18 protein-coding genes are annotated in these 19,768 nt (G+C 71.2%); 9 read left to right on the forward strand and 9 right to left on the reverse strand.

Going from position 1 to position 19,768, the window contains the following annotated elements; genetic code table 11:
* Nucleotides 1-10: 10 nt before the first annotated feature.
* Entirely contained in the window at nt 11-667 is a 657-nt protein-coding gene (locus AB0B57_RS16875; protein WP_357070009.1) for a response regulator transcription factor, read from the reverse strand.
* Nucleotides 668-763: 96 nt separating this feature from the next.
* On the opposite strand from AB0B57_RS16875, the gene AB0B57_RS16880 reads away from it, so the two are divergent.
* Nucleotides 764-1,891 (forward strand): sigma-E factor regulatory protein RseB domain-containing protein, encoded by a 1,128-nt coding sequence (locus AB0B57_RS16880; RefSeq protein WP_357070011.1) that lies wholly within the window; start codon nt 764-766, stop codon nt 1,889-1,891.
* A gap of 64 nt (nt 1,892-1,955) precedes the next feature.
* Here the strand turns inward: AB0B57_RS16880 and AB0B57_RS16885 are convergent, their stop codons facing one another.
* Entirely contained in the window at nt 1,956-2,582 is a 627-nt protein-coding gene (locus tag AB0B57_RS16885; RefSeq protein WP_357070013.1) for an SGNH/GDSL hydrolase family protein, read from the reverse strand.
* 221 nt (nt 2,583-2,803) lie between these two features.
* Between AB0B57_RS16885 and AB0B57_RS16890 the strand changes: the two genes are divergently transcribed.
* Nucleotides 2,804-5,029: an ATP-binding domain-containing protein gene (locus AB0B57_RS16890; RefSeq protein WP_357070381.1), complete on the forward strand. Its 2,226-nt coding sequence runs from the start codon at nt 2,804-2,806 to the stop codon at nt 5,027-5,029.
* A gap of 62 nt (nt 5,030-5,091) precedes the next feature.
* On the opposite strand, the gene AB0B57_RS16895 is transcribed toward AB0B57_RS16890, so the two are convergent.
* A complete protein-coding gene (locus AB0B57_RS16895) occupies nt 5,092-5,514 on the reverse strand; it encodes a hypothetical protein (RefSeq protein ID WP_357070015.1) in 423 nt (140 codons plus the stop codon).
* 191 nt (nt 5,515-5,705) lie between these two features.
* Here AB0B57_RS16895 and AB0B57_RS16900 point away from each other — a divergent pair, with 191 nt between their 5' ends.
* Nucleotides 5,706-7,748, forward strand: a complete 2,043-nt coding sequence (locus AB0B57_RS16900; RefSeq protein WP_357070017.1) for a glycerophosphodiester phosphodiesterase family protein — start codon at nt 5,706-5,708, stop codon at nt 7,746-7,748.
* Nucleotides 7,749-7,927: 179 nt separating this feature from the next.
* Nucleotides 7,928-8,305 carry a hypothetical protein gene (locus AB0B57_RS16905; protein ID WP_357070019.1) on the forward strand — a complete coding sequence of 126 codons (378 nt, stop codon included), beginning with the start codon at nt 7,928-7,930 and terminating at the stop codon, nt 8,303-8,305.
* Nucleotides 8,306-8,371: 66 nt separating this feature from the next.
* Here the strand turns inward: AB0B57_RS16905 and AB0B57_RS16910 are convergent, their stop codons facing one another.
* The 4 genes from AB0B57_RS16910 to AB0B57_RS16925 form a co-directional block, all read right to left on the reverse strand.
* Nucleotides 8,372-9,322, reverse strand: a complete 951-nt coding sequence (locus AB0B57_RS16910) for a sporulation protein (protein ID WP_357070021.1) — start codon at nt 9,320-9,322, stop codon at nt 8,372-8,374.
* Between the two features lie 180 nt (nt 9,323-9,502).
* Nucleotides 9,503-10,543: a HEAT repeat domain-containing protein gene (locus tag AB0B57_RS16915; RefSeq protein ID WP_357070023.1), complete on the reverse strand. Its 1,041-nt coding sequence runs from the start codon at nt 10,541-10,543 to the stop codon at nt 9,503-9,505.
* Between the two features lie 119 nt (nt 10,544-10,662).
* Nucleotides 10,663-10,884 carry a DUF397 domain-containing protein gene (locus tag AB0B57_RS16920; RefSeq protein WP_357070025.1) on the reverse strand — a complete coding sequence of 74 codons (222 nt, stop codon included), beginning with the start codon at nt 10,882-10,884 and terminating at the stop codon, nt 10,663-10,665.
* Nucleotides 10,884-11,744 (reverse strand): helix-turn-helix transcriptional regulator, encoded by an 861-nt coding sequence (locus tag AB0B57_RS16925; protein ID WP_357070027.1) that lies wholly within the window; start codon nt 11,742-11,744, stop codon nt 10,884-10,886. The genes AB0B57_RS16920 and AB0B57_RS16925 overlap by 1 nt, the downstream gene beginning before the upstream one ends.
* 325 nt (nt 11,745-12,069) lie before the next feature.
* Between AB0B57_RS16925 and AB0B57_RS16930 the strand changes: the two genes are divergently transcribed.
* Nucleotides 12,070-12,318: a DivIVA domain-containing protein gene (locus AB0B57_RS16930; protein WP_357070029.1), complete on the forward strand. Its 249-nt coding sequence runs from the start codon at nt 12,070-12,072 to the stop codon at nt 12,316-12,318.
* 143 nt (nt 12,319-12,461) lie between these two features.
* Entirely contained in the window at nt 12,462-12,650 is a 189-nt protein-coding gene (locus tag AB0B57_RS16935) for a hypothetical protein (protein WP_357070383.1), read from the forward strand.
* 93 nt (nt 12,651-12,743) lie between these two features.
* Here the strand turns inward: AB0B57_RS16935 and AB0B57_RS16940 are convergent, their stop codons facing one another.
* Together AB0B57_RS16940 and AB0B57_RS16945 are read right to left on the reverse strand one after the other, a co-directional pair.
* Nucleotides 12,744-13,520, reverse strand: coding sequence for a DeoR/GlpR family DNA-binding transcription regulator (locus AB0B57_RS16940; RefSeq protein WP_357070031.1), 777 nt, complete (start codon nt 13,518-13,520; stop codon nt 12,744-12,746).
* A gap of 37 nt (nt 13,521-13,557) precedes the next feature.
* Nucleotides 13,558-15,549, reverse strand: coding sequence for a beta-galactosidase (locus AB0B57_RS16945; protein WP_357070033.1), 1,992 nt, complete (start codon nt 15,547-15,549; stop codon nt 13,558-13,560).
* A gap of 241 nt (nt 15,550-15,790) precedes the next feature.
* Between AB0B57_RS16945 and AB0B57_RS16950 the strand changes: the two genes are divergently transcribed.
* From AB0B57_RS16950 to AB0B57_RS16960, 3 genes are all read left to right on the forward strand, one after another.
* On the forward strand, nt 15,791-17,995 hold the full coding sequence (locus tag AB0B57_RS16950) for an alpha-galactosidase (RefSeq protein ID WP_357070035.1): 2,205 nt from the start codon (nt 15,791-15,793) through the stop codon (nt 17,993-17,995).
* A 93-nt stretch (nt 17,996-18,088) separates the two neighbouring features.
* A complete protein-coding gene (locus tag AB0B57_RS16955) occupies nt 18,089-18,490 on the forward strand; it encodes a YciI family protein (RefSeq protein ID WP_357070037.1) in 402 nt (133 codons plus the stop codon).
* Between the two features lie 3 nt (nt 18,491-18,493).
* Nucleotides 18,494-19,768 carry a sigma-70 family RNA polymerase sigma factor gene (locus AB0B57_RS16960; protein ID WP_357070385.1) on the forward strand — a complete coding sequence of 425 codons (1,275 nt, stop codon included), beginning with the start codon at nt 18,494-18,496 and terminating at the stop codon, nt 19,766-19,768.

The raw sequence follows: 19,768 nt of genomic DNA on the forward strand, positions 1-19,768 counted from the left end.
GCGTCGGCTGTCACATCGCCAGCCGGTAACCGACGCCCCGGACCGTCTCCAGCCGGTCCCGGCCGAGCTTGCGGCGCAGGTAGCCGACGTACACCTCGACGATGTTCGGCGCGGTCTCCAGGCTCGCGTTCCACACGTGGTCCAGCAACTCGATCTTGGAGATGACCTGGCCGGGCCGGCGCATCAGGTAGTTCAGCAGCGCGAACTCCCGCGCGGTCAGCGTCACCTCGGTGTCGGCCCGGGTCACCCGTCGGCGGGCCGGGTCCAGCCGCAGGTCACCGACCTCCAGCACCGTCGGGCGCTCCGGCGCGCCGCGGCGCAGCAGCGCCCGCAGCCGGGCCAGCAGCACCACGTACGAGAAGGGTTTGGTCAGGTAGTCGTCCGCGCCACAGTCGAGGCCGTCGGCCTGGTCGTACTCGCCGTCCTTGGCGGAGAGCATCAGCACCGGCAACCAGTGCTGCTCCGCTCGCAGTTGGCGGACCAGCTCGTAGCCGGAGAGGCCGGGGAGCATCACGTCGAGGATCATGGCGTCGTACTCGCCGTGCCGGGCCGCGTCCAGCCCGGCCGGGCCGGTCCGCGCCACGTCCACCGCGAACCCCTCCGCCGCCAGGCCCCGTTGTAGGGCAGCCGCCAACCGGGCCTCGTCCTCCACCACCAGCAACCGCACAGTTCAAGGGTGCCACCCGGGTCAACCGACGGCGGTTCGGCGTCCTCAGCTCGTTCTCAGGGCCGAGGGGGGAGGATGGTCGCAGGAGGTGCCACCATGTCCGTTCTGAGAAGCCGTCCCGTCCTGCGTTGGCTGGTCCCGGCCACCGCCGCCGTCGCCGTCATCGGCGGTGGAGCGGCGATCGGCACGTTCGCCGCCGAGGCCGAGCCGAGCCTGCCGCCGCGTACCGCCGCCCAGCTCCTGGTCGATCTGCAGACCTCCCGGCTGGAGGGGGTCTCCGGGACCGTCGTGCAGCGCGCCGACCTCGGCCTGCCGCCGATCGTCGGGCTGGCCCCCGGCAACGAGCTGACCAGCATGTTGACCGGCACCCACACCCTGCGGGTCTGGTATTCCGGCCCGGAGCGGCAGCGGGTCGCGTTGCTGGACACCCTCGGCGAGCAGGACGTGATCCGCAACGGCCGGGACGTCTGGACCTGGGAGAGCCGCAGCAACACGGCCCGCCATCGCACGCTCGGCGACGCCGAGGCCGCGAAGGCCGCTCCCGAGGCGCGGCCGAGCCTGCCGGCCACTCCGCAGCAGGCCGCCGACCTCGCGTTGGCCGCGATCGACCCGAGCACCGAGGTCAACGTCGGCCGCTCGGCGACGGTGGCCGGCCAGGACGCGTACGAGTTGGTGCTCCAGCCGCGCGACAAGGACTCCCTGGTGCACCAGCTGCGGATCGCCATCGACGCCAAGCAGCACGTGCCGCTGCGCTTCGAGGTGCTCGCGAAGGGCAGCGACCAGCCGGCGTTCGAGATGGCCTTCACCCAGATCGACTACCGTCGGCCCGCCGACGACCAGTTCACCTTCAACCCGCCGCCCGGTGTGACGGTCACCGAGGAGAAGGCCGAGCGGCCGGGTGCGGGCAAGCCCGACCACGCCAAGCCGGCGGGCGATCCGCAGGTCCGCGCGGTGGGCACCGGCTGGACGACGGTGCTCGTCGCCCGCCTCGACGGGGCTCTCGGCGGCAAGCCGGCCGACGCGAAGCCGGCCGTGCCATCGGCCGGCGCCGCACCGGACCTGGACGTGTCGAAGCTGCTCGGCAGCCTGACGGCGGTCAAGGGCGACTGGGGTAGCGGTCGTCTGCTCACCGGCAAGCTGTTCAGTGTGCTGCTCACCGACGACGGCCGGGTCCTCGCCGGCGCGGTCACTCCGGAGCGGCTCTACCAGGCTGCTCGCGGCTGATCCAGCGGTGTTCGCGCCGGGTCGACCTGACGGTCGGCCCGGCGCTTCGCGGTGCGGCCCCGGGTCAGGAGGCGCCGAGGGCGCTCAGGTAGGCGTCGGCGAGGACCGCGTGGCCGGGCAGGTACGGGTGGACGCGGTCGTCGGCCCAGCGCGCCGACGGGCTGACCGCCAGCACCCGGTCGAACGCCGCCTGGTTGGGCACGTGCACCGCGTCGAACTCGCTGGCCAGCCCCGCCACCACGGCCGCGTACCGGTCGGTGTCGGCGCGCTGCGGGACGTCGCGGTCCGCCTCGATGAGGAACGGGTCACCGAGGATCAACCGGCAACCGGTGGCGGCGACCGCCCGACGCAGCAGGTCGCGCAGGGTGCGCTCGTACTCGTCGATGCCGACGGCCTCGTGCGGGCGATCGCCGTAGTGCCGCCAGATGTCGTTGATGCCGATCAGCACCGACAGCCAGTCGGGGCGCTCGGCGATCGCGTCGTCGTCCCAGCGGGCGGCCAGGTCCCGGACGGTGTCGCCGCCCACACCCCGGTTGACCCACGCCAGCTCCAGCTCCGGGTGCCGCGCGTCGACAAACGCACGGACGAGGCTCACATATCCGGAGCCGTAGGGCGCGGCGACGTCGCGTCGGCCACAATCGGTGATGCTGTCGCCGATGAAGACCACCCGTTGCCCGGCCCGCAGGATCATCCGACGCCACCTCGCGATCACCGGCGCGCCGGCTCGCCTGGCTTGGTGAGAACCGCCGGAACGCGCTATCTTCAACAGTTCGAGGACACAAAAAAGAACGGCTAAAAGCCGTTCCTGCAAGCGATTCTAATCTTTAGGGAGACGGCTTGTCAAGGCACTCCGGCGGTTCCGGCGAATTGCCGCTCGACGACGAGATCGGTCGCGAGCAGGAGTACGTCTCGATGCTCTACGACCGGCTGGACGGGCTGCGTGAGCAGGCCGCCCAGCGGCTCACCGCCGAGCTGCGCAACACCGGCGGCACCCTCCAGGACCGCTCCCAGCGCGACAGCTCGGTAGCGATGTACGCCGATCAGGTCGAGCAGTTCTCCGCCGTGGAGAACGGGCTCTGCTTTGGCCGACTCGACGGTGACGACGACTCCCGCCACTACATCGGCAGGATCGGCATCTTCGACAGCAGCGGTGACTACGACCCGCTGCTGATGGACTGGCGCGCCCCCGCCGCCCGCGCCTTCTACCTCGCCACCGCCGCCAACCCGCAGGGCGTCCGCCGCCGCCGGCACCTGCGCACCCGGCAGCGCAAGTTGACCGGCCTCAACGACGAGGTGCTGGACATCGACACCGCCTCCCCCGGCGGCCACGAGGAGCTGACCGGCGAGGCGTCGCTGCTCGCGGCCCTCAACGCGGGCCGGACCGGCCGGATGCGCGACATCGTCGAGACCATCCAGGCCGAACAGGACGAGATCATCCGCGCCGAACTGCCGGGCGTCATGGTGGTCCAGGGCGGCCCCGGCACCGGCAAGACCGCCGTCGCGCTGCACCGGGCGGCGTACCTGCTCTACACGCACCGCCGCGAACTCTCCAGCCGGGGCGTGCTGCTGGTCGGCCCGAACGCGACATTCCTGCGCTACATCTCCCAGGTGCTGCCGACGCTGGCCGAGACCGGCGTGCTGCTGCGTACCCAGGGTGATCTTTTTCCCGGGGTGAGCGCCCAGCGGACCGAACCGGCCGAGACCGCGGCGCTCAAGGGGCGGGCCGTGTTGGCCGAGGTCCTGGCGTTGGCCGTCCGGGACCGGCAGTGGGTGCCGGACGAGCCGCTGGAGATCGAGGTCGAGCGGGAGACGCTGACCCTCGACCCGGAGATCGTGCGGGCCGCGCGGGACCGGGTGCGCCGCGTCGGCCGGCCGCACAACCTGGCCCGGACGCTGTTCGACACGGAGGTCGTGCACGCGCTCGCCGATCAGGTGGCCGAACGGATCGGCGCCGACCCGCTGGGCGGGGACAACCTGCTCGACGAGGCGGACCGGGCCGAGATCCGCCGCGAGCTGCGCGAGGAAACGGAGATCCAGGCCGCGCTGGACCGGCTGTGGCCGGTGCTCACCCCGCAGCGACTGCTCGCCGACCTGTACGCCGACCCGGACCGGATCGCCGCCGCCGCGCCGATGCTCACCGATGAGGAGCGGGCGCTGCTCCGGCGGGAGCCGGGCGGTTGGACGCCGGCCGACGTACCGCTGTTGGACGAGGCCGCCGAGCTGCTCGGCGAGGACGAGCGGGCCGCCGCCGCCCGCCGGGACCGGATCCGGATGATGGAACGGGAGTACGCCGAGGGCGTGCTCGAGATCGCCCGGGGTTCCCGCTCGATCGACGTGGAGGACGAGGCCGAGGGCGGTGAGATCCTCGGCGTGACCGACCTGATCGACGCGGACCGGCTGCTGGAACGGCAGGAGGAGGCCGACCGTCTCACCACCGCGCAGCGGGCCGCCGCCGACCGGAGTTGGGCGTTCGGCCACGTGATTGTGGACGAGGCGCAGGAGCTGAGCCCGATGGCGTGGCGGCTGCTGATGCGCCGCTGCCCGAGTCGGTCGATGACGATCGTCGGGGACGTCGCACAGACCGGTGCGCTCAGCGGCACACCCTCGTGGGCGGACGCTCTCGCCCCGTACGTGGCGCAGCGGTGGCGGCTGACCGAGTTGACGGTCAGCTACCGCACGCCCGCCGAGATCATGACTGTCGCCGCCGACGTCCTGGCGCAGATCGACCCGGCGCTGCGTCCGCCGCGCTCGGTACGGGAGAGTGGCGTACCCCCGTGGGACCGCACGGTGCCCGACGAGCGGTTGGCGGCGGAACTCGTCGCGGAGGCCACCCGGGAGGCGGCGGCGCTGACCGAGGGTCGGCTCGGTGTGCTCGTGCCGGCCGGCCGGGTGGGCGAGTTGGGCGCCGCGGTGACCGGCGCGCTGCCGGAGGCCGCCGTGGGTGAGCACCCGGAGCTGGAGAGCCGGGTGGTGGTGTTGACAGTCGCGCAGGCCAAGGGGCTGGAGTTCGACTCGGTGCTGGTCGTCGACCCGGACCGGATGGTGGCCGAGTCCCCCCGTGGTCGCAGCGACCTGTACGTGGCCCTGACCCGCGCCACCCAGCGCCTGGGCGTCCTGCGCCCCACCGCCGCCCGCTGAGTTGATCATGAGGTTGACGTGGACTGTGGTGTTCCACAGCCACGTCAACCTCATGATCGCGGTTAGTCAGTAACGGAGCGGTCTTGGACAGTCTTCGCCGGCTCCGGTGCCGACGTGGACTGGTCGCTGGTGTTGCCGCTCATCGGCGTACTCAGGCCGCCGGTGGTCGCGTCGCCGGTCGTCGTCGGGGCCACCTTGCCCCAGTGCCGCTCCGGCTGACGGGCCACCCGGCGTACGCTCGCCGGCCCGGCGGTGCCACCGGTGGTGGTCACCGCGCCCTGCCCGCCCACCGGGCCACCGTCGCGCAGCACCTGTGGGTCAATCCGTTCCTTCGCCGGATCGAACGGGTCATCGCGCTGGATCTGACTGTCCACATCGGTGCGGGGCACCGTCACCTCGTCGAGGGCGCCCTTGCCGTACACGCCGCCGGCGATCCGATCCTCGGCCTCGCGGGCGGCGTCCTGCCGCATGTCGTCCTCACGCACGCTCATCACCTCGCAGAAGCTGTGGAACTGACTGCGTGCCCGGCCACCGGCCGACCAAACCCGGCCTGACCGGGAGGTCGTCCACCGCGGTTCACCGTCGCGCCGCCCACTGGCCGCCTGCCCGCAGTCCGAGATGTCCATGCTGTCCCGCGACCGGGGGGAGATGCCCGCCGGCAGGAGGGGATGACAGCGTGCGCACAGTACGCCGTACCGCCGTCGCGGCCCTGGTGGCCGCGACGGTGACGACCGGGCTCGCGGTGCCCGCCCAGGCGAAACCGCGACCGGACCGGACATTCGACGTGCAGGCCCACCGGGGCGGCCTCGGGCTGCGGGTGGAGAACACCCTGGCCTCCTTCGGCAACGCCCTGCAACTCGGGGTGAGCACCCTCGAACTGGACGTGCAGATCACCGAGGACGGTCAGGCGGTCGTCACCCACGACCGCAAGGTCAGTGGCGCCAAGTGCGTCGACACCGCCCCGGTGACGCCCGGCGACCCGGAGTTCCCGTACGTCGGGAAGTACGTCAACACGCTCAGCCTGGCCCAGGTGCGCTCGCTCGACTGCGGCTCGAAGACGCTGTCGGACAAGCCCGGCCAGCTCGCCGTCCCCGGTGCCCGGATGCCGCTGCTGCGTGAGGTCTTCGCGCTTGTCAACCGCTACCGGGCGAAGGACGTGACGCTCAACGTCGAGACCAAGGTCGAGGCCGGCGCGCCGACCGAGACCGCGCCGCGCGAGCAGTTCGTCCGGGTCACCGCTGCCGAGATCCGTGCCGCCGGGCTGCTCAGGCAGGTCACCATCCAGAGCTTCGACTGGGGTGCGCTGATGCGCATGCGTCAGGTCGAGCCGAAGCTGCCGCTTGTCGCCCTGACCAACTACGACTTCCTCCAGACCGGTCAGCCGGGTGCCTCGCCGTGGCTGGGCGGGCTGGACATCGACGACTTCGGCGGCGACCCGATCAGGGCGATCCGCAGCTTCGGCGCCAGCGCCTTCTCGCCGGTGCACGGCATGCCGCAGAACGGCACGGTCACCGACCCCGGCTACCAGCCGTACGTCACCAAGGAGATGGTCGCCCGGGCGCACCGCTACGGGATCAAGGTGATCCCGTGGACTGTCGACGACCTGCCGACCATGGCCAAGCTGATCGACGACGGCGTGGACGGCCTGATCACCGACTACCCGGACCGGCTGCGGGGCCTGCTGGCGCAGCGCGGCTACCGGCTGCCGAAGGCGTACTCGGCGCCGTTCGACATCCAGGCGCACCGCGGCGGCCGGGCCACCCGGCCGGAGAACACCCTGCCGGCCTTCGCGAACGCGTTGTCCAACCGGGCCATCTCCACGCTGGAGCTGGACACCGGCGTGACCGCCGACGGCAAGCTCGTGGTGCTGCACGACCGCACCGTCAACGGGTCGCACTGCGTCGACACCCGCCCGGTGCGCCACGGCGACCCGAAGTTCCCGTACGTGGGCAAGCCGGTGCACGACCTGACCCTGGCGCAGCTCAAGACCGTCGACTGCGGCACGAAGACGCTGCCCGAACTGCCCGCACAGGTGCCCGCACCGGGTGCCCGGATCCCGACCCTGGACGAGGTCTTCGCCCTGGTGAAGGCGAGTGGCCGCGCCGACATCGGAATGAACATCGAGACGAAGATCAGCCCGGTGGTGAACGACACCGAGCCGTACCGCAGCTTCACCCGCAAGCTCGTCGACGCCATCCAGCGCGCCGGCTTCACCAACCGGGCCACCATCCAGTCGTTCGACTGGCGCACCATCACGTACGCCCGGCAGCTCGACCGGCGGATCGGCACCGTCGCGCTGGTCTGGCAGTACGGCCCGGCCGAGTGCGCGACGCTCGCCGACGAGTGCTCGTTGCAGGCGGTGTACGGCAACCCGGCGGTGAAGAGCCCGTGGACCGGTGGACTGGACTGGTGGAAGTACCAGGACCTGGGCAAGCTGACCCGGGCCGCCGGTGCGGGCACGGTGTCGGCCAACTGGCAGGTGCACGACCCGAAGCAGGGCACTGTCGCCTCGGACGACTGGTACCTGCGGGAGAACCCGGCATACTTCCACGGACCGGACGTCCGCACGCTTCAGGCCCGCGACGGACTGAAGGTGATCCCGTACACCGTCGATGACGCGACGGTGATGCAGCGGGTCATCGACCTCGGCGTCGACGGCATCATCACCGACGACCCGGACCTGTTGGTGAGCGTGGCCAGGCGCAACGGCCTGCGCTGACCCAGTCGTCCACCCGATCGCCGGCCGGATTTTTCCGGCCGGCGATCGGTGTTACCTGCTCCGTGGCCTCGGGTAGTCGGGGGTTGTCCCCGCCGTGCAAGCGAACCGTGCCGTGGCCGACACGCGGTAGCGGGGCGAGGGAATGCAGGTACGACTCATCGCATCCTGAGGAGGACCAGATGAGCACGCAGGCTGCTTCCACCCGGCCGATGAACCGGCCCATGAACGACCCGCAGAATCCCGCGTCGATGCGGGACATGCCGACCCAGCAGATGCCGGTCATGCACGACGGGCGTCGCAACGACATGCAGGCACCCGGTACGGAGACCAAGCAGGCGTTCAAGACCACCGAGTTCTGGATCTACCTGATCGCGGTGGCCGCCGTACTGGGCGCGTCGCAGGTCGTTGGTCAGAACTCCGCTGGGGTGGACATCTTCCGGGCCGACAACGCCTGGTTCCTGATCACCCTGCTGACGCTTGGCTACCTCGGTAGCCGTGGCCTCTCGAAGGCCGGCAGTAACTGGCGCAGCAGCGAGGAGCGCAAGGCTCGGCACTGACCGGTTCACGGTCGACGGCGGCCTCCGGGAGACTTCTCCCGGAGGCCGCCGTGGTGTTCGTACCGACTACTCGTCGCCGCCGAAGTCACCACCGAAGTCGCCCTCGAACGCATCCTCGATCATCTCGCCGGCGACCATGCCGCCGGCGACGCCGAGCGCCGCACCGGCCACCATGCCGCCCATTCCGGGCCCACGGCCATGACCGTGACCGCGGCTCGCACCGTACTGGGAGCGGAGGCTGCCGTAGCGGGACGTGGTCTCGCGCAGCCAACCGTCGACGACCTGCGCCCAGTCCACCCGGTCGACGTCGGTGTGCGCCACCTGGAAGCGACCGAACGCGTCGTGCCCGGCGCTGAGGAAGCCGCCCCGCTTGTCGCACTCCAGGATGACCTCGACGCCGCGCTGACTGGTCACGAAGGTCAGCTCGACCTCGTTGATCGTGCCCGCGTACTGCGGAGCGGCAAAGAACTCGATCTCCTGGTAGAACGGCAGCGTCTGCTGGACGCCCCGGATGTGACCGCGCTCCAGGTCGGCGTGCTTGAACCGGAAGCCGAGCCGCTGGAACGCCTCCAGGATCCGCTCGTGCACCGGCAACGGGTGCACCGCGACCTGGTCCAGGTCGCTCTTGTCGACCGCGCGGGCGATCGCCAACTCGGTGCGCAGGCCCATCGTCATGCCGTGTAGGCGCTGGCCGTACACGTCGGTGATCGGGGTCTCCCACGGCACCGGGAGCTGGAACGGGATGGAGAGCTGCTGCTTCGGGGCGAGCACGAACGCGCCGCTGACCGCCATCCGGTGAAACTCCAGGGTGCCGGAGTATTCGGCGTCGTGCCCCTCGACCTCCACCCGGGTCACCAGGCCGATCACCACCTGCTCGATGGCCGCCTCGGCGTCACCGCCGACGAGGTTGACCTGCCCGTCGAGGGTCAGGCCGGGCCGGGTGTTGGGGTTGGTCAGCACAGTGTCCACACTGGGACCGCCCACACCGAACGCGCTCAACATCTTCTTGAAGACCATCGGAACTCCTGTGCGACGCCGACCGCTCCTCCGCTGGAGTCGGACGTTGACTCGACCGGCACCTTATCCAGCACCCCTGTGAGATGGCTGTGAAGCGCCCGCCGCTTGATCGACTCGATTTCCTGAAAGTCGGGGCGTCGCCGCGACCGGGACACCCCGACTTCCGTGAACCCGAGTCGATCAGCGCTTGAGATCCGCGATCGCCAGCTCGGCCGCACGAGCCGGATCGTGCCCGGCCCGGTTGAGCAACCCGTCCAGAAACCAGTGGCCGGAGATGTCGGAACCGGCGCTGACGTCGAGGTACAGGCCGAGGTCGCACCGCTCGCCGAAGACCGCGACCGGCAGATCGGGTCGGAGCTGATGCAGGGCGGTCAGGATCTGCCACGCCGACTCGTCGCGCTGGACACGGCGCACCGGGTCACACTCCCGCAGGGCGTCGGAGACACCGTCGGCGGTGGGATCGAACCCGTCCAGCAGCGGCAACAGCGACTCGTCCGCCAGGTACGCGGCGGCCTGGAAGGTGAACGTGTGCACCTCCTCCTGCGCGAGCAGTTCGCGTACCAGGGGAAGTGCCCGCGCGTCCCGCCGCCGCGCCAGCCCTCGGGCGCCCTCCTCCCGTACCCCCGGCTCGACGTCGCGGGTGCGGTCCCACAGCGCCTGCCGGACGGCGTTCCCGTCCGCGGTGCTCAACCATCCGAGGGAGAACGTGGCCCACTCGCGCACCTCGGGGTCGGCGTCGGCGCTCAGGACGATCAGCGCTGCCACACCGTCCTCGGGAGGGTGATCGTCGATCAGCACCATCGGCAGCGCGGCCGCGACCTGGAACCGCACATCACTGTCGGGGCTGCCGGCGAGGGCGACCAGGGTGGGCAGGGCACGGGGATCGCAGGTCGCGCCCTGGGCGCGGGCGATCGACCAGTGCACCTCAGGATCGACTTCGGTGTCGGCCAACGCGATCAGGGCCGTCGCGGCGTCGCTGCGCAGGTCGTCCCCGTGCACGTTACTCGCGAAGCCGAGCAGGTCGCACGCCGCCGCGCGCACCACACGGTCCGCGTCGGCCAGGTGCGCGACCGCCAACCGCGCGGCGACAGCGCCCGAGCCGGCCGCGTGTCGAAGCAGGTCGGACCCGTCGTCGGAGTCGTCGGAGCCGCCCGAGTCGACGACGCGACGCAGCCGCTGCACCGCCCGGTCGAACAACTCCGCCACCTCGTGCGTCTGCACGACCGGAAGAGTGCGCGCCGGCCGGTAGCTGCCGCCACCCAATTCTGATCAACTCCACCTCGCCGATATCGGGGTATCAGCCCGACCGGGACACCCCCGCATCAGCGAACCGGAGTCGATCACGGATCGGTGCGGGCAAACGTGCCGTCCTTGACCCCGTTGACAAACGCCGTCCAGCCGGGGGCGCCGTAGACGAGGGTCGCCGCCGCGCGGTCCTTGCTGTCGCGCACCGCCACCCGACCAGAACCATCGAGAACAGGCCCCGCCTCGACACAGCTACCACCGTTGCTGTCACTCCTACTGCTGATGTGCCAGGCGACCTCGGACATGTCCTCGCTCATCACAACTCCTCCGCGATGCTCGTGATCAATTTCGTTGACTCGCTCTCGCTGAGCGCAGAATCCAGCAGACGACCGAAGGTACGAACGAAGCGCTCAGCCTTCGGCGACTCCAGGTAGAGCCGCCCGCCCAATGACTCCACATAGGCAACCGCAGGATACGGCTCCGGCAGTCGGAATATCCAGAACGTGCCGTCGAGCCCCTGGTGCAGAGCCACACCGAAGGGCATGACCCTGATTGCCACGTTGCCCAGCCGTTGCGCCTGCGCGAGGTGGCGTAGTTGTTGGCGTAAAACCTCCGGCCCGCCGACCATCCGACGCAGCGCCGCTTCGTCGATCACCGCGGAAATCGTGAGTGGGCGGCGTCGTCTCAGGACCTCCTGGCGGGTCATCCGAAGTTCGACCCAGCGGTTGATCGTTGCCTCGGAAACCCCCGGTTCTGCCGCGTTACGGATCACGGCCTCGGCGTACTCCCGGATCTGGAGCAGCCCCGGCACCAGGGTGAGATGGAAGCAGCAGACCTGCTCAGCGCGACCTTCCAGCCAGGGATATTCGATGAAGGACGCGTCCACGACGTCGCCATAGTCCTCGTCCCACCGGTCCGTGCGCCACACCTCCTCGGCAAGCGCCAGCAGACGCGCTCGCTCGGCTGCGTGGTGAAATCCGTAGAGATCCAGTAGCGCGATCACATCGCCCTTGCGGATCGGCCAGTCCGCGCGTTCGTAGCGACCAAGCGCGGACATGTCGCGTTGCAGATGCTCAGCGACCAACTTCAACGTCATTCCTCGCTCCTCGCGCAGAGCCCGCAACTGCTGACCCAGCCATTGCGCGCGAAGTGTCCGGATGAACGGCTTGTGCGGCATGGTTCACCTCTCAATCTGTTGGCGAGGCCCGTGTAGGAACCATTGCTCCAGTTGCAAGCGACTGGAAACGTGGCCTTCGGGTGAGGGTGATCGCCGGCCCCCGGGGAAGCCCGGTGCAAACACGGCAACCGCGGCTGTGCCAACAGCCGAGAAGGTGACGAGAGACGGCCTCGCGAGTGGCAGTCGCATACCGGATCTCGTCGGGTCTCCACTAGAGCGTCGGGAGGTGCGACTCCCGGCTCCGAACCGACTTGAAGAAATACCTACCACGGGAAGGGGCGCCGTCGCGACCCTGACTCACCCATCGACCGTCGAGAGGTGACACATGAGCAGAAGCACGCGGTACGACGGCAGCAGGCTGCATCCGCGGCACGTCCGCGACCACCACTTCGCCACCGTCGGCTTCGGCCGGCGGGGCCTCGATCCGGCGGAGGTACGGCGGTTCCTGCACCGGGTCGCGCTCGACCTGACCGTGCTGCACCAGGATCTGGCGCTGCTCAGCGCGGAGAACGCCCGGGTGAAGCGGGCGCTGCGTGCCTGGCACGGCGCCGGGCCCAACGGGCGTCGGCCGTGACCCCGCCGTACGAGCCGCCGGGCGGAATCTTCGTGCCGCTGCCTCGGGCCGCCGTGCTGGCGTTCACCGAGTCGACCGAACCGCCGCCCCGACACGTGATCCACCTGCCGGTGGCGGTCGCCGACCTGGCCGGGGCGCTGGCCATGGCCCGTGCTCTCGCCGGTTCTCTGGCTCGGACGCCGCAGGTCGACGTCGGCGGCATCACGGTCTCGGCGGAGGACGCGCAGCACGTACGACAGTGGGTCTTCTGCGACCGAATCTTGCCCGATCGCCGCCGCTGCGCGCGGCAGGCCGACCACGACGAAGCCTGCTCGCCCGTAGACGATCCCTAGATCGACTCGGGTTTCTGGATACTGCGGTGTCCGGGTGACCGGGACCCCCCGGTTTTCAGGAAGCCGAGTCGATCAAGCGCCGGCGGCGGGCGCCTAACCGACCTCGACGATGACCAGTTCGCCTACCTGTTCGTCGATCGTGGTGCGGGCCTCGGCCGGCAGCCCACGGTCGGTGATCAGGATGTCGGCGGCCTCCAGTGGGGCGATGGTGGCGATGCCGATGGTCTCCCACTTGGTGTGGTCGGCGAGCACCACGAGTCGGCGGGCGGCGCCGATCAGGCACCTGTTGACCCCGGCCTCCAGCAGGTTGGGTGTGGTGAACCCGGTGCGTGGGCTGAGCCCGTGCACGCCGAGGAAGAGCAGGTCGACGTTGAGCGCGCTGATCGCCGCCTCGGCCACCGGCCCGGTCAACGCGTCCGACGGGGTGCGGATGCCGCCGGTCAACACCACCGTCTGGACGGCGCGCGGGTCCTGGTAGAGCGCGTCGGCCACCGGGATCGAGTTGGTGACCACGGTCAGCCCCCGGACGTCGGAGAGCAGGGTGGCCAGCGCCGCGGTGGTGGTGCCGGCGGACAGCGCGATGGCCATCCCCGGCTCCACCATCGTCGCCGCCCGCTCGGCGATGGCCCGCTTCTCGGCCTGCTGCCGGATCGACTTCGCCGCGAAGCCGGGCTCCTCGGCCGAACCCGGGCCGGCGAGTGTCGCGCCGCCGTGCACCTTGTCCACCAGGCCGCGCTCGGCCAGCGCCTCCAGGTCGCGGCGGATCGTCATGTCGGACACGCCGAACCGGCTGACCAGGTCGCTCACCCGTACGCCGCCACGCTGACGGATCAGATCGAGGATGGCGGTCTGCCGCTGCTGGGCGAGCATGGGGAACGCTCCTTCGCGCCGTGGACTGTCGTCAGCGTCAGGTCCGATCCTCACGGACGACCGCCACCGCACCGGCCGGCACCCTCAGCTCACCGGCACACCGCGCACCGGTCAACAGTTCGACACCGGTCGCCGGGAGCCGGGTCTCCGCCTCGGTGTGGTTGATGACGAACAGCCAGGTGCGCTCGCCGTCGCGCCGCCGTACCGCCTCCACCCCGGGCGGCGTCGGCGCCGCCGGGCGCACGCCGGCCTCGTCGACGAGCCGGGCGACCAGCCGATCGGTGGCCGGCTCGTCCAGCCGGGTGCCGACATACCAGGCGGCGCCGTCGCCCACCGGGTGCCGGGTCAGCGCCGGCACGCCCGGCAGGGGCCCATCGGTGTACGACGCGAGCACCTGCGCGCCGTCCGGGTGCAGCCACTCGGTCCACACGTCGGCGGTGCTGCCGTCGTCCAGGTGGACCTGCTCGCCCTCGCGCAGCGGGAAGAACTCCTCGGTCCGTACGCCGAGCAGCTCCCGGAACGCGCCGGGGTAGCCGCCGAGGCGGATGTGGTCGTTGGCGTCGACGATGCCACTGAAGTAGGTGACCGCCGCGGTGCCGCCGCCCTCGACGAAGCGGTGCAGTGCCGCGACATCGGCGTCCCGGACCAGGTAGAGGGTCGGCACCAGAACCAGCCGGTAGCCGCTCAGGTCGGCCGACGGGTGGATCACGTCGGCGGTCACCCCGGCCTTCCAGAGCGCGCGGTAGAGGGCGTTCAGTCGGTCGGCGTAGGTGACGTCGACGCTGGGGTGCGAGTCCAGTTCGAGGCCCCACCATGCCTCCCAGTCGAACAGGATCGCCACGTCGGCGTCCACCCGACTGCCGCGTACCTCCGCGAGGGCCTTGAGGTCCGCGCCGAGTTGGCAGACCTCGCGGAACACCTTGGTGTCCGGCCCGGCGTGCGGCACCAGCGCGGAGTGGAACTTCTCGGCGCCGAACCGGGACGCGCGCCACTGGAAGAACAGCACGCCGTCGGCGCCGCGGGCGACGTGCGCCAGACTGTTGCGGCGCAGTTGACCGGGCAGCTTGGCCACGTTGCGCGGCTGCCATTGGACGGCGCTTGTGGAGTGCTCCATCAGCAGCCACGGATCGCCGCCGGCGACGCCCCGGGTGTGGTCGGCGGCGAGCGCCAACCCGAGGTGCGCCTGCGGGTCGGCGGCGGTCAGGTAGTGGTCGTTGGACACCAGGTCCACATCGTCGGCCCAGGACTGGTAGTCCATGTCCTTGACACCCATGCCGATCATGAAGTTGGTGGTGATCGGCTGGCGGACCAGGGTCTTCAGCACCTCGCGTTCGGCGCGCAGTTGGGCACGCAGCTCGTCGGAGGAGAACCGCAGGAAATCCAGCTGCTGGGTGGGGTTGGCGAAGGCCGTCACCGTGCGGGGCGGGTTGATCTCGGCCCAGTCGCCGTAGCGCTGACTCCAGAACGCGGTGCCCCAGGCGTCGTTGAGCCGGGCCAGGTCGCCGTAGCGCTCCCGCAGCCACCGGCGGAACGCCTCGGCGCTGACGTCGCAGTAGCAGTGCGAGTTGTGACAGCCCAGCTCGTTGGAGACGTGCCACATCACCACGGCGGGGTGTTCGGCGTACCGGCCGGCGACCGCCCGCACCAACTCCAGCGATCGCTCGCGGAACACCGGGGAGCTGGGGCAGTACGCCTGTCGGCCGCCCGGCCAGAGGATCGTGCCGTCGGCCTGTCGGGGCAGCGTCTCCGGGTGCGCGCGGGCCAGCCACGGCGGCGGGCTGGCGGTGGCGGTGGCCAGGTCGACCTGAATCCCGCCGTCGTGCAGGAGGTCGAGCACCCGGTCCAGCCAATCGAACTCGAATCGACCCGGGCTGGGCTCCAGCAGGGCCCAGGAGAAGATGCCGACCGAGACCAGGTTGACCCCGGCTCGGCGCATCAACTCGACGTCCTCGGACCAGGTCTGCTCGGGCCACTGCTCCGGGTTGTAGTCGCCGCCGAAGGAGATGCCGTTTCCGTGCCATTGCCGCATGAGAGCTGAGGGTGCACCTCGCGCGCCAGGCAAGTCAACAGATTCCAACATCGATTCGTTTTCCACGCCTACCGGGTAACGGGCGTATCACCACTGGTTACCGGACGCGAACTGCCCTCTTGTACAGCGCCTGACCGAGGGGTAACTTGAGGCCCCACTGGCCGATCGTGTTGACCAATGTGGATTCTTGGTGGATCCCGATAGGTGCTCACGGTCACCTGACCTTGGGGGCCTCGAAGGGATGACGATCCTGCACCTGCGCCGCGGGCGGACCAGCCTGGTGCTCGACGCGCGCGGCCCGGGGCTGCCCCGGGTCGTGCACTGGGGCGGCGACGTCGGCGACCTCGACGACGACGCCCTGCGCCAGCTCGCCGAAGCGACGGTGCCGCCGGTGGTGCCGAGCAGCTTCGACGAGCCGCCACTGCTGTCCCTCCTGCCGGAGGCGAGTGCCGGCTGGGGCGGCCGGCCGGGACTGGCCGGGCACCGCGACGGACGGGACTGGTCCACCGCGTTCCGCCTCGATGGGTTGGACCTGCACGAGGACCCCGACCCCGGGCACCCGGCTGCGGGTGGGGAGGCGGTGAGCGTACTCCCGGCCGACGGTGGGCACGACGGGCCCGGCGCGGCGCTGCTGACCGTGCGGGCGTCGGACCCGGCCGCCGGGCTGACCCTGACCTGCGAGATCACGCTGGACCGGCACGGGTTGCTGACCATTGCGCACCGGCTGCGCAACGACGGCGACAGCGTGTACGAGCTGCGGGAGCTGACGCCGGTGCTGCCGGTGCCGGCGGTCGCCACCGAGCTGCTCGACCTGACCGGCCGGTGGTGCCGGGAACGGTCCCCGCAGCGGCACCCGTGGCCGCACGGCGCCTGGGTCCGCGAGGGCCGACACGGACGGACCGGGCACGACGCCACGCTGCTGCTGGTGGCCGGCACCGCCGGGTTCGGCTTCGGGCACGGTGAGGTCTGGGCGGTGCACACCGCGTGGAGCGGCGACCACGTCACCGTCGCCGAGCGCCGCCCCACCGGGGAGGCCACCCTCGGCGGCGGCGAGTTGTTGGCCCCCGGTGAGATCCGGCTCGGCCCCGGCGAGTCCTACGAGACTCCCCTGCTCTACGCCGTCTGGTCCGACGCCGGGCTGGACGGGCTCAGCGACGTACTGCACTCGCACCTGCGGGCCCGGCCCGGCCACCCGCGCTCCCCCCGACCGGTGACCCTGAACGTCTGGGAGGCCGTCTACTTCGACCACGACCTGGACCGGCTGCGGGCCCTCGCCGACCGGGCCGCGCAGATCGGCGTGGAGCGGTTCGTGCTCGACGACGGCTGGTTCCGCGGCCGGCGCGACGACACCGCCGGCCTCGGTGACTGGTACGTCGACGAGGGCGTCTGGCCCGAGGGCCTGCAACCGCTCATCGACCACGTGACCGGACAGGGCCTGCAGTTCGGTCTGTGGGTCGAACCGGAGATGGTCAACCCCGACTCCGACCTGTTCCGGGCGCACCCGGACTGGCTGCTGGCCGTGCCGGGCCGGCTGCCGCCGGCGTGGCGCAACCAGCAGGCGCTCGACCTGGGCCGCCCGGAGACCTACGGCTACCTGCTGGAACGCCTCGACGCGCTGCTCACCGACCATCCCGGCATCAGCTACCTGAAGTGGGACCAGAACCGGGACCTCACCGAGGCCGGGCACCACGGCCGTCCCGGGGTGCACCGGCAGACCCTGGCGGTCTACCGGCTCCTCGACGAGGTGCGCCGCCGGCACCCCGGCGTGGAGATCGAGAGCTGCTCGTCCGGCGGTGCCCGGGTGGACCTGGCCATCCTGGCCCGCACCGACCGGGCCTGGGCCAGCGACTGCAACGACGCCCTGGAACGGCTCAGCATCCAGCGCTGGACCGGGCTGCTGCTGCCACCGGAGCTGATCGGCACGCACATCGGCCCGGAGCGCTCACACACCACCCACCGCGTCCACGACCTGGGCTTCCGGGCGGCCACCGCGCTCTTCGGCCACCACGGCATCGAGTGGGACATCGCCTCGATCAGCGCCGCCGAGCAGACCGAGTTGGCCGCCTGGGTGGCACTGCACAAACGGCTGCGGCCGTTGCTGCACTCCGGTCGGATGGTCCGGGTCGACCACCCGGACCCGGCCGTCTGGGCGCACGGCGTGATCGCGGGCGACAAGACCCGAGCGGTGTACGCGGTGGCCCGACTGGCCACCTCGGTGGCGCAGACCCCGGGCGCGGTCCGGCTGCCCGGCCTCGACCCGGCCCGGCGGTACCGGGTGCGACAGGTGGCGGACGTACCCGCCCCGGCGACCATCGAGCGGTCCGCGCCACCGTGGCTGGCCTCCGGTGTCACCCTCAGCGGGGCGGCACTGGCCCGGGTGGGTGTGCAACTGCCCGCGTTGCACCCGGAGCAGAGCCTGGTGCTGGAGGTCGACGCGGTCGGCTAGAAATTCTTCCGCCGGAGTGTCGAGAACGGCGCTGCCGGCTTCTACCTCAGGGTGAGAGCACCGACGACGGTGCGCGGGTGTGAGGAGCGAACCATGAAATACATGCTGCTGATGCAGTTCAGCGCCGCCGGGACCGACTTCCCGAGCATCGACACCTGGACCCAGGACGAGGTCCGGGCGCACATCGCCTTCATGGGCGAGGTCAACGACAAGCTCACCGCCGCCGGAGAGTGGGTCGACGCGCAGGGCCTCGGTGGTCCGCAGCAGGCCCGGATCGTCCGCGCCGGCGAGGGCGGTGCGCCGGTGGTCACCGAGGGGCCGTTCGCCGAGACGAAGGAGTTCCTGGCCGGCTTCTGGATCGTCGACTGCGACAGCCCGCAGCGGGCGGTGGAGTTGGCCGCGTACATCTCCACCGCACCCGGCCCCGGCGGCCGTCCGCTGAACATGCCCATCGAGGTGCACCCGGTGATGTCCGCCCCACCGCAGGAGCTGTGAGGGCTGACTACCGATCCCCGCGTCGAGGACCTGCTGCGCGAGCTGGCGCCGCAGGTCCTCGGCGTGCTCGCCCGCCGTTTCGGTGACTTCGCCACCGCCGAGGACGCCGTGCAGGAGGCCCTGCTGGCCGCCGCCACCCAGTGGCCGACCGAAGGGTTGCCGGCGAACCCGCGCGGCTGGCTGGTCCAGGTCGGTTACCGCCGAATGATCGAGCTGGTCCGCGGTGAGCAGGCCCGGCGGCGCCGGGAGGATCTGGTCGCCCGCCGGAACCCCGACGACCAGCGGTACGCCCCGGCCGCGGACGAGGAGTTGACCGCCGAGCGGGACGACACCCTGGTCCTGCTGATGCTCTGCTGCCATCCGGCGCTCGCCCCGACGTCGGCCGTGGCGTTGACCCTGCGCGCCGTCGGCGGGCTGAACACCGCCGAGATCGCCCGCGCGTTCCTGGTGCCCGAGGCGACGATGGCGCAGCGGATCAGCCGAGCCAAGCAGCGCATCCGGGCATCCGGGTTGCCGTTCCGGATGCCCGAGGAGGCGGAGCGGGCCGAGCGGCTGGTCGCCGTCCGGCAGGTGCTCTATCTGATCTTCACGGAGGGGCACACCAGCACCGCCGGCCCGGACCTGCGCCGCATCGACCTCGCGGCGGAGGCGATCCGGCTGGCCCGTGCGTTGCACGCGCTGCTGCCCGAGGACAGCGAGACGGCGGGGCTGCTGGCGTTGATGCTGCTCACCGAGGCGCGCGGCCCGGCACGGACCGGGCCGTCCGGTGAGCTGATCTCCCTGGCCGACCAGGACCGCAGCCGCTGGGACGCGGCGGCGATCGCCGAGGGCGTCGCACTTGTCACCCGTGCGCTGCCGCGCGGGCCCATCGGCCCGTACCAGGTGCAGGCAGCCATCGCCGCCGTGCACGACGAGGCGCCGAGCACCGAGCAGACCGACTGGCCGCAGGTCCTGGCGCTCTACGAGGTGCTGGGGCTGCTCGTCGACAGCCCGGTGGTGGCGCTCAACCGGGCCGTGGCGACCGCCATGGTGCACGGACCGGCGGCCGGACTGGCCGCCCTCGACTCGCTGGCCGACGACCCCCGACTGGGCGGGCACCACCGGCTGCCCGCCGCCCGCGCCCACCTGCACGAGATGGCCGGCGACCGGGAGCGGGCGATCGTCGACTACCGGGCCGCCGCCGCCCACACGAGCAGCCTGCCCGAACAGCGCTATCTGACGATGCGGGCAGCCCGCCTCGCCGCCGAGCCCGTCGATCTCCGTGATGACCCGGTCTAA

It is taken from the genome of Micromonospora sp. NPDC049101 (assembly GCF_040648675.1).
In the GTDB taxonomy this organism is placed as follows: Bacteria; Actinomycetota; Actinomycetes; order Mycobacteriales; family Micromonosporaceae; genus Micromonospora.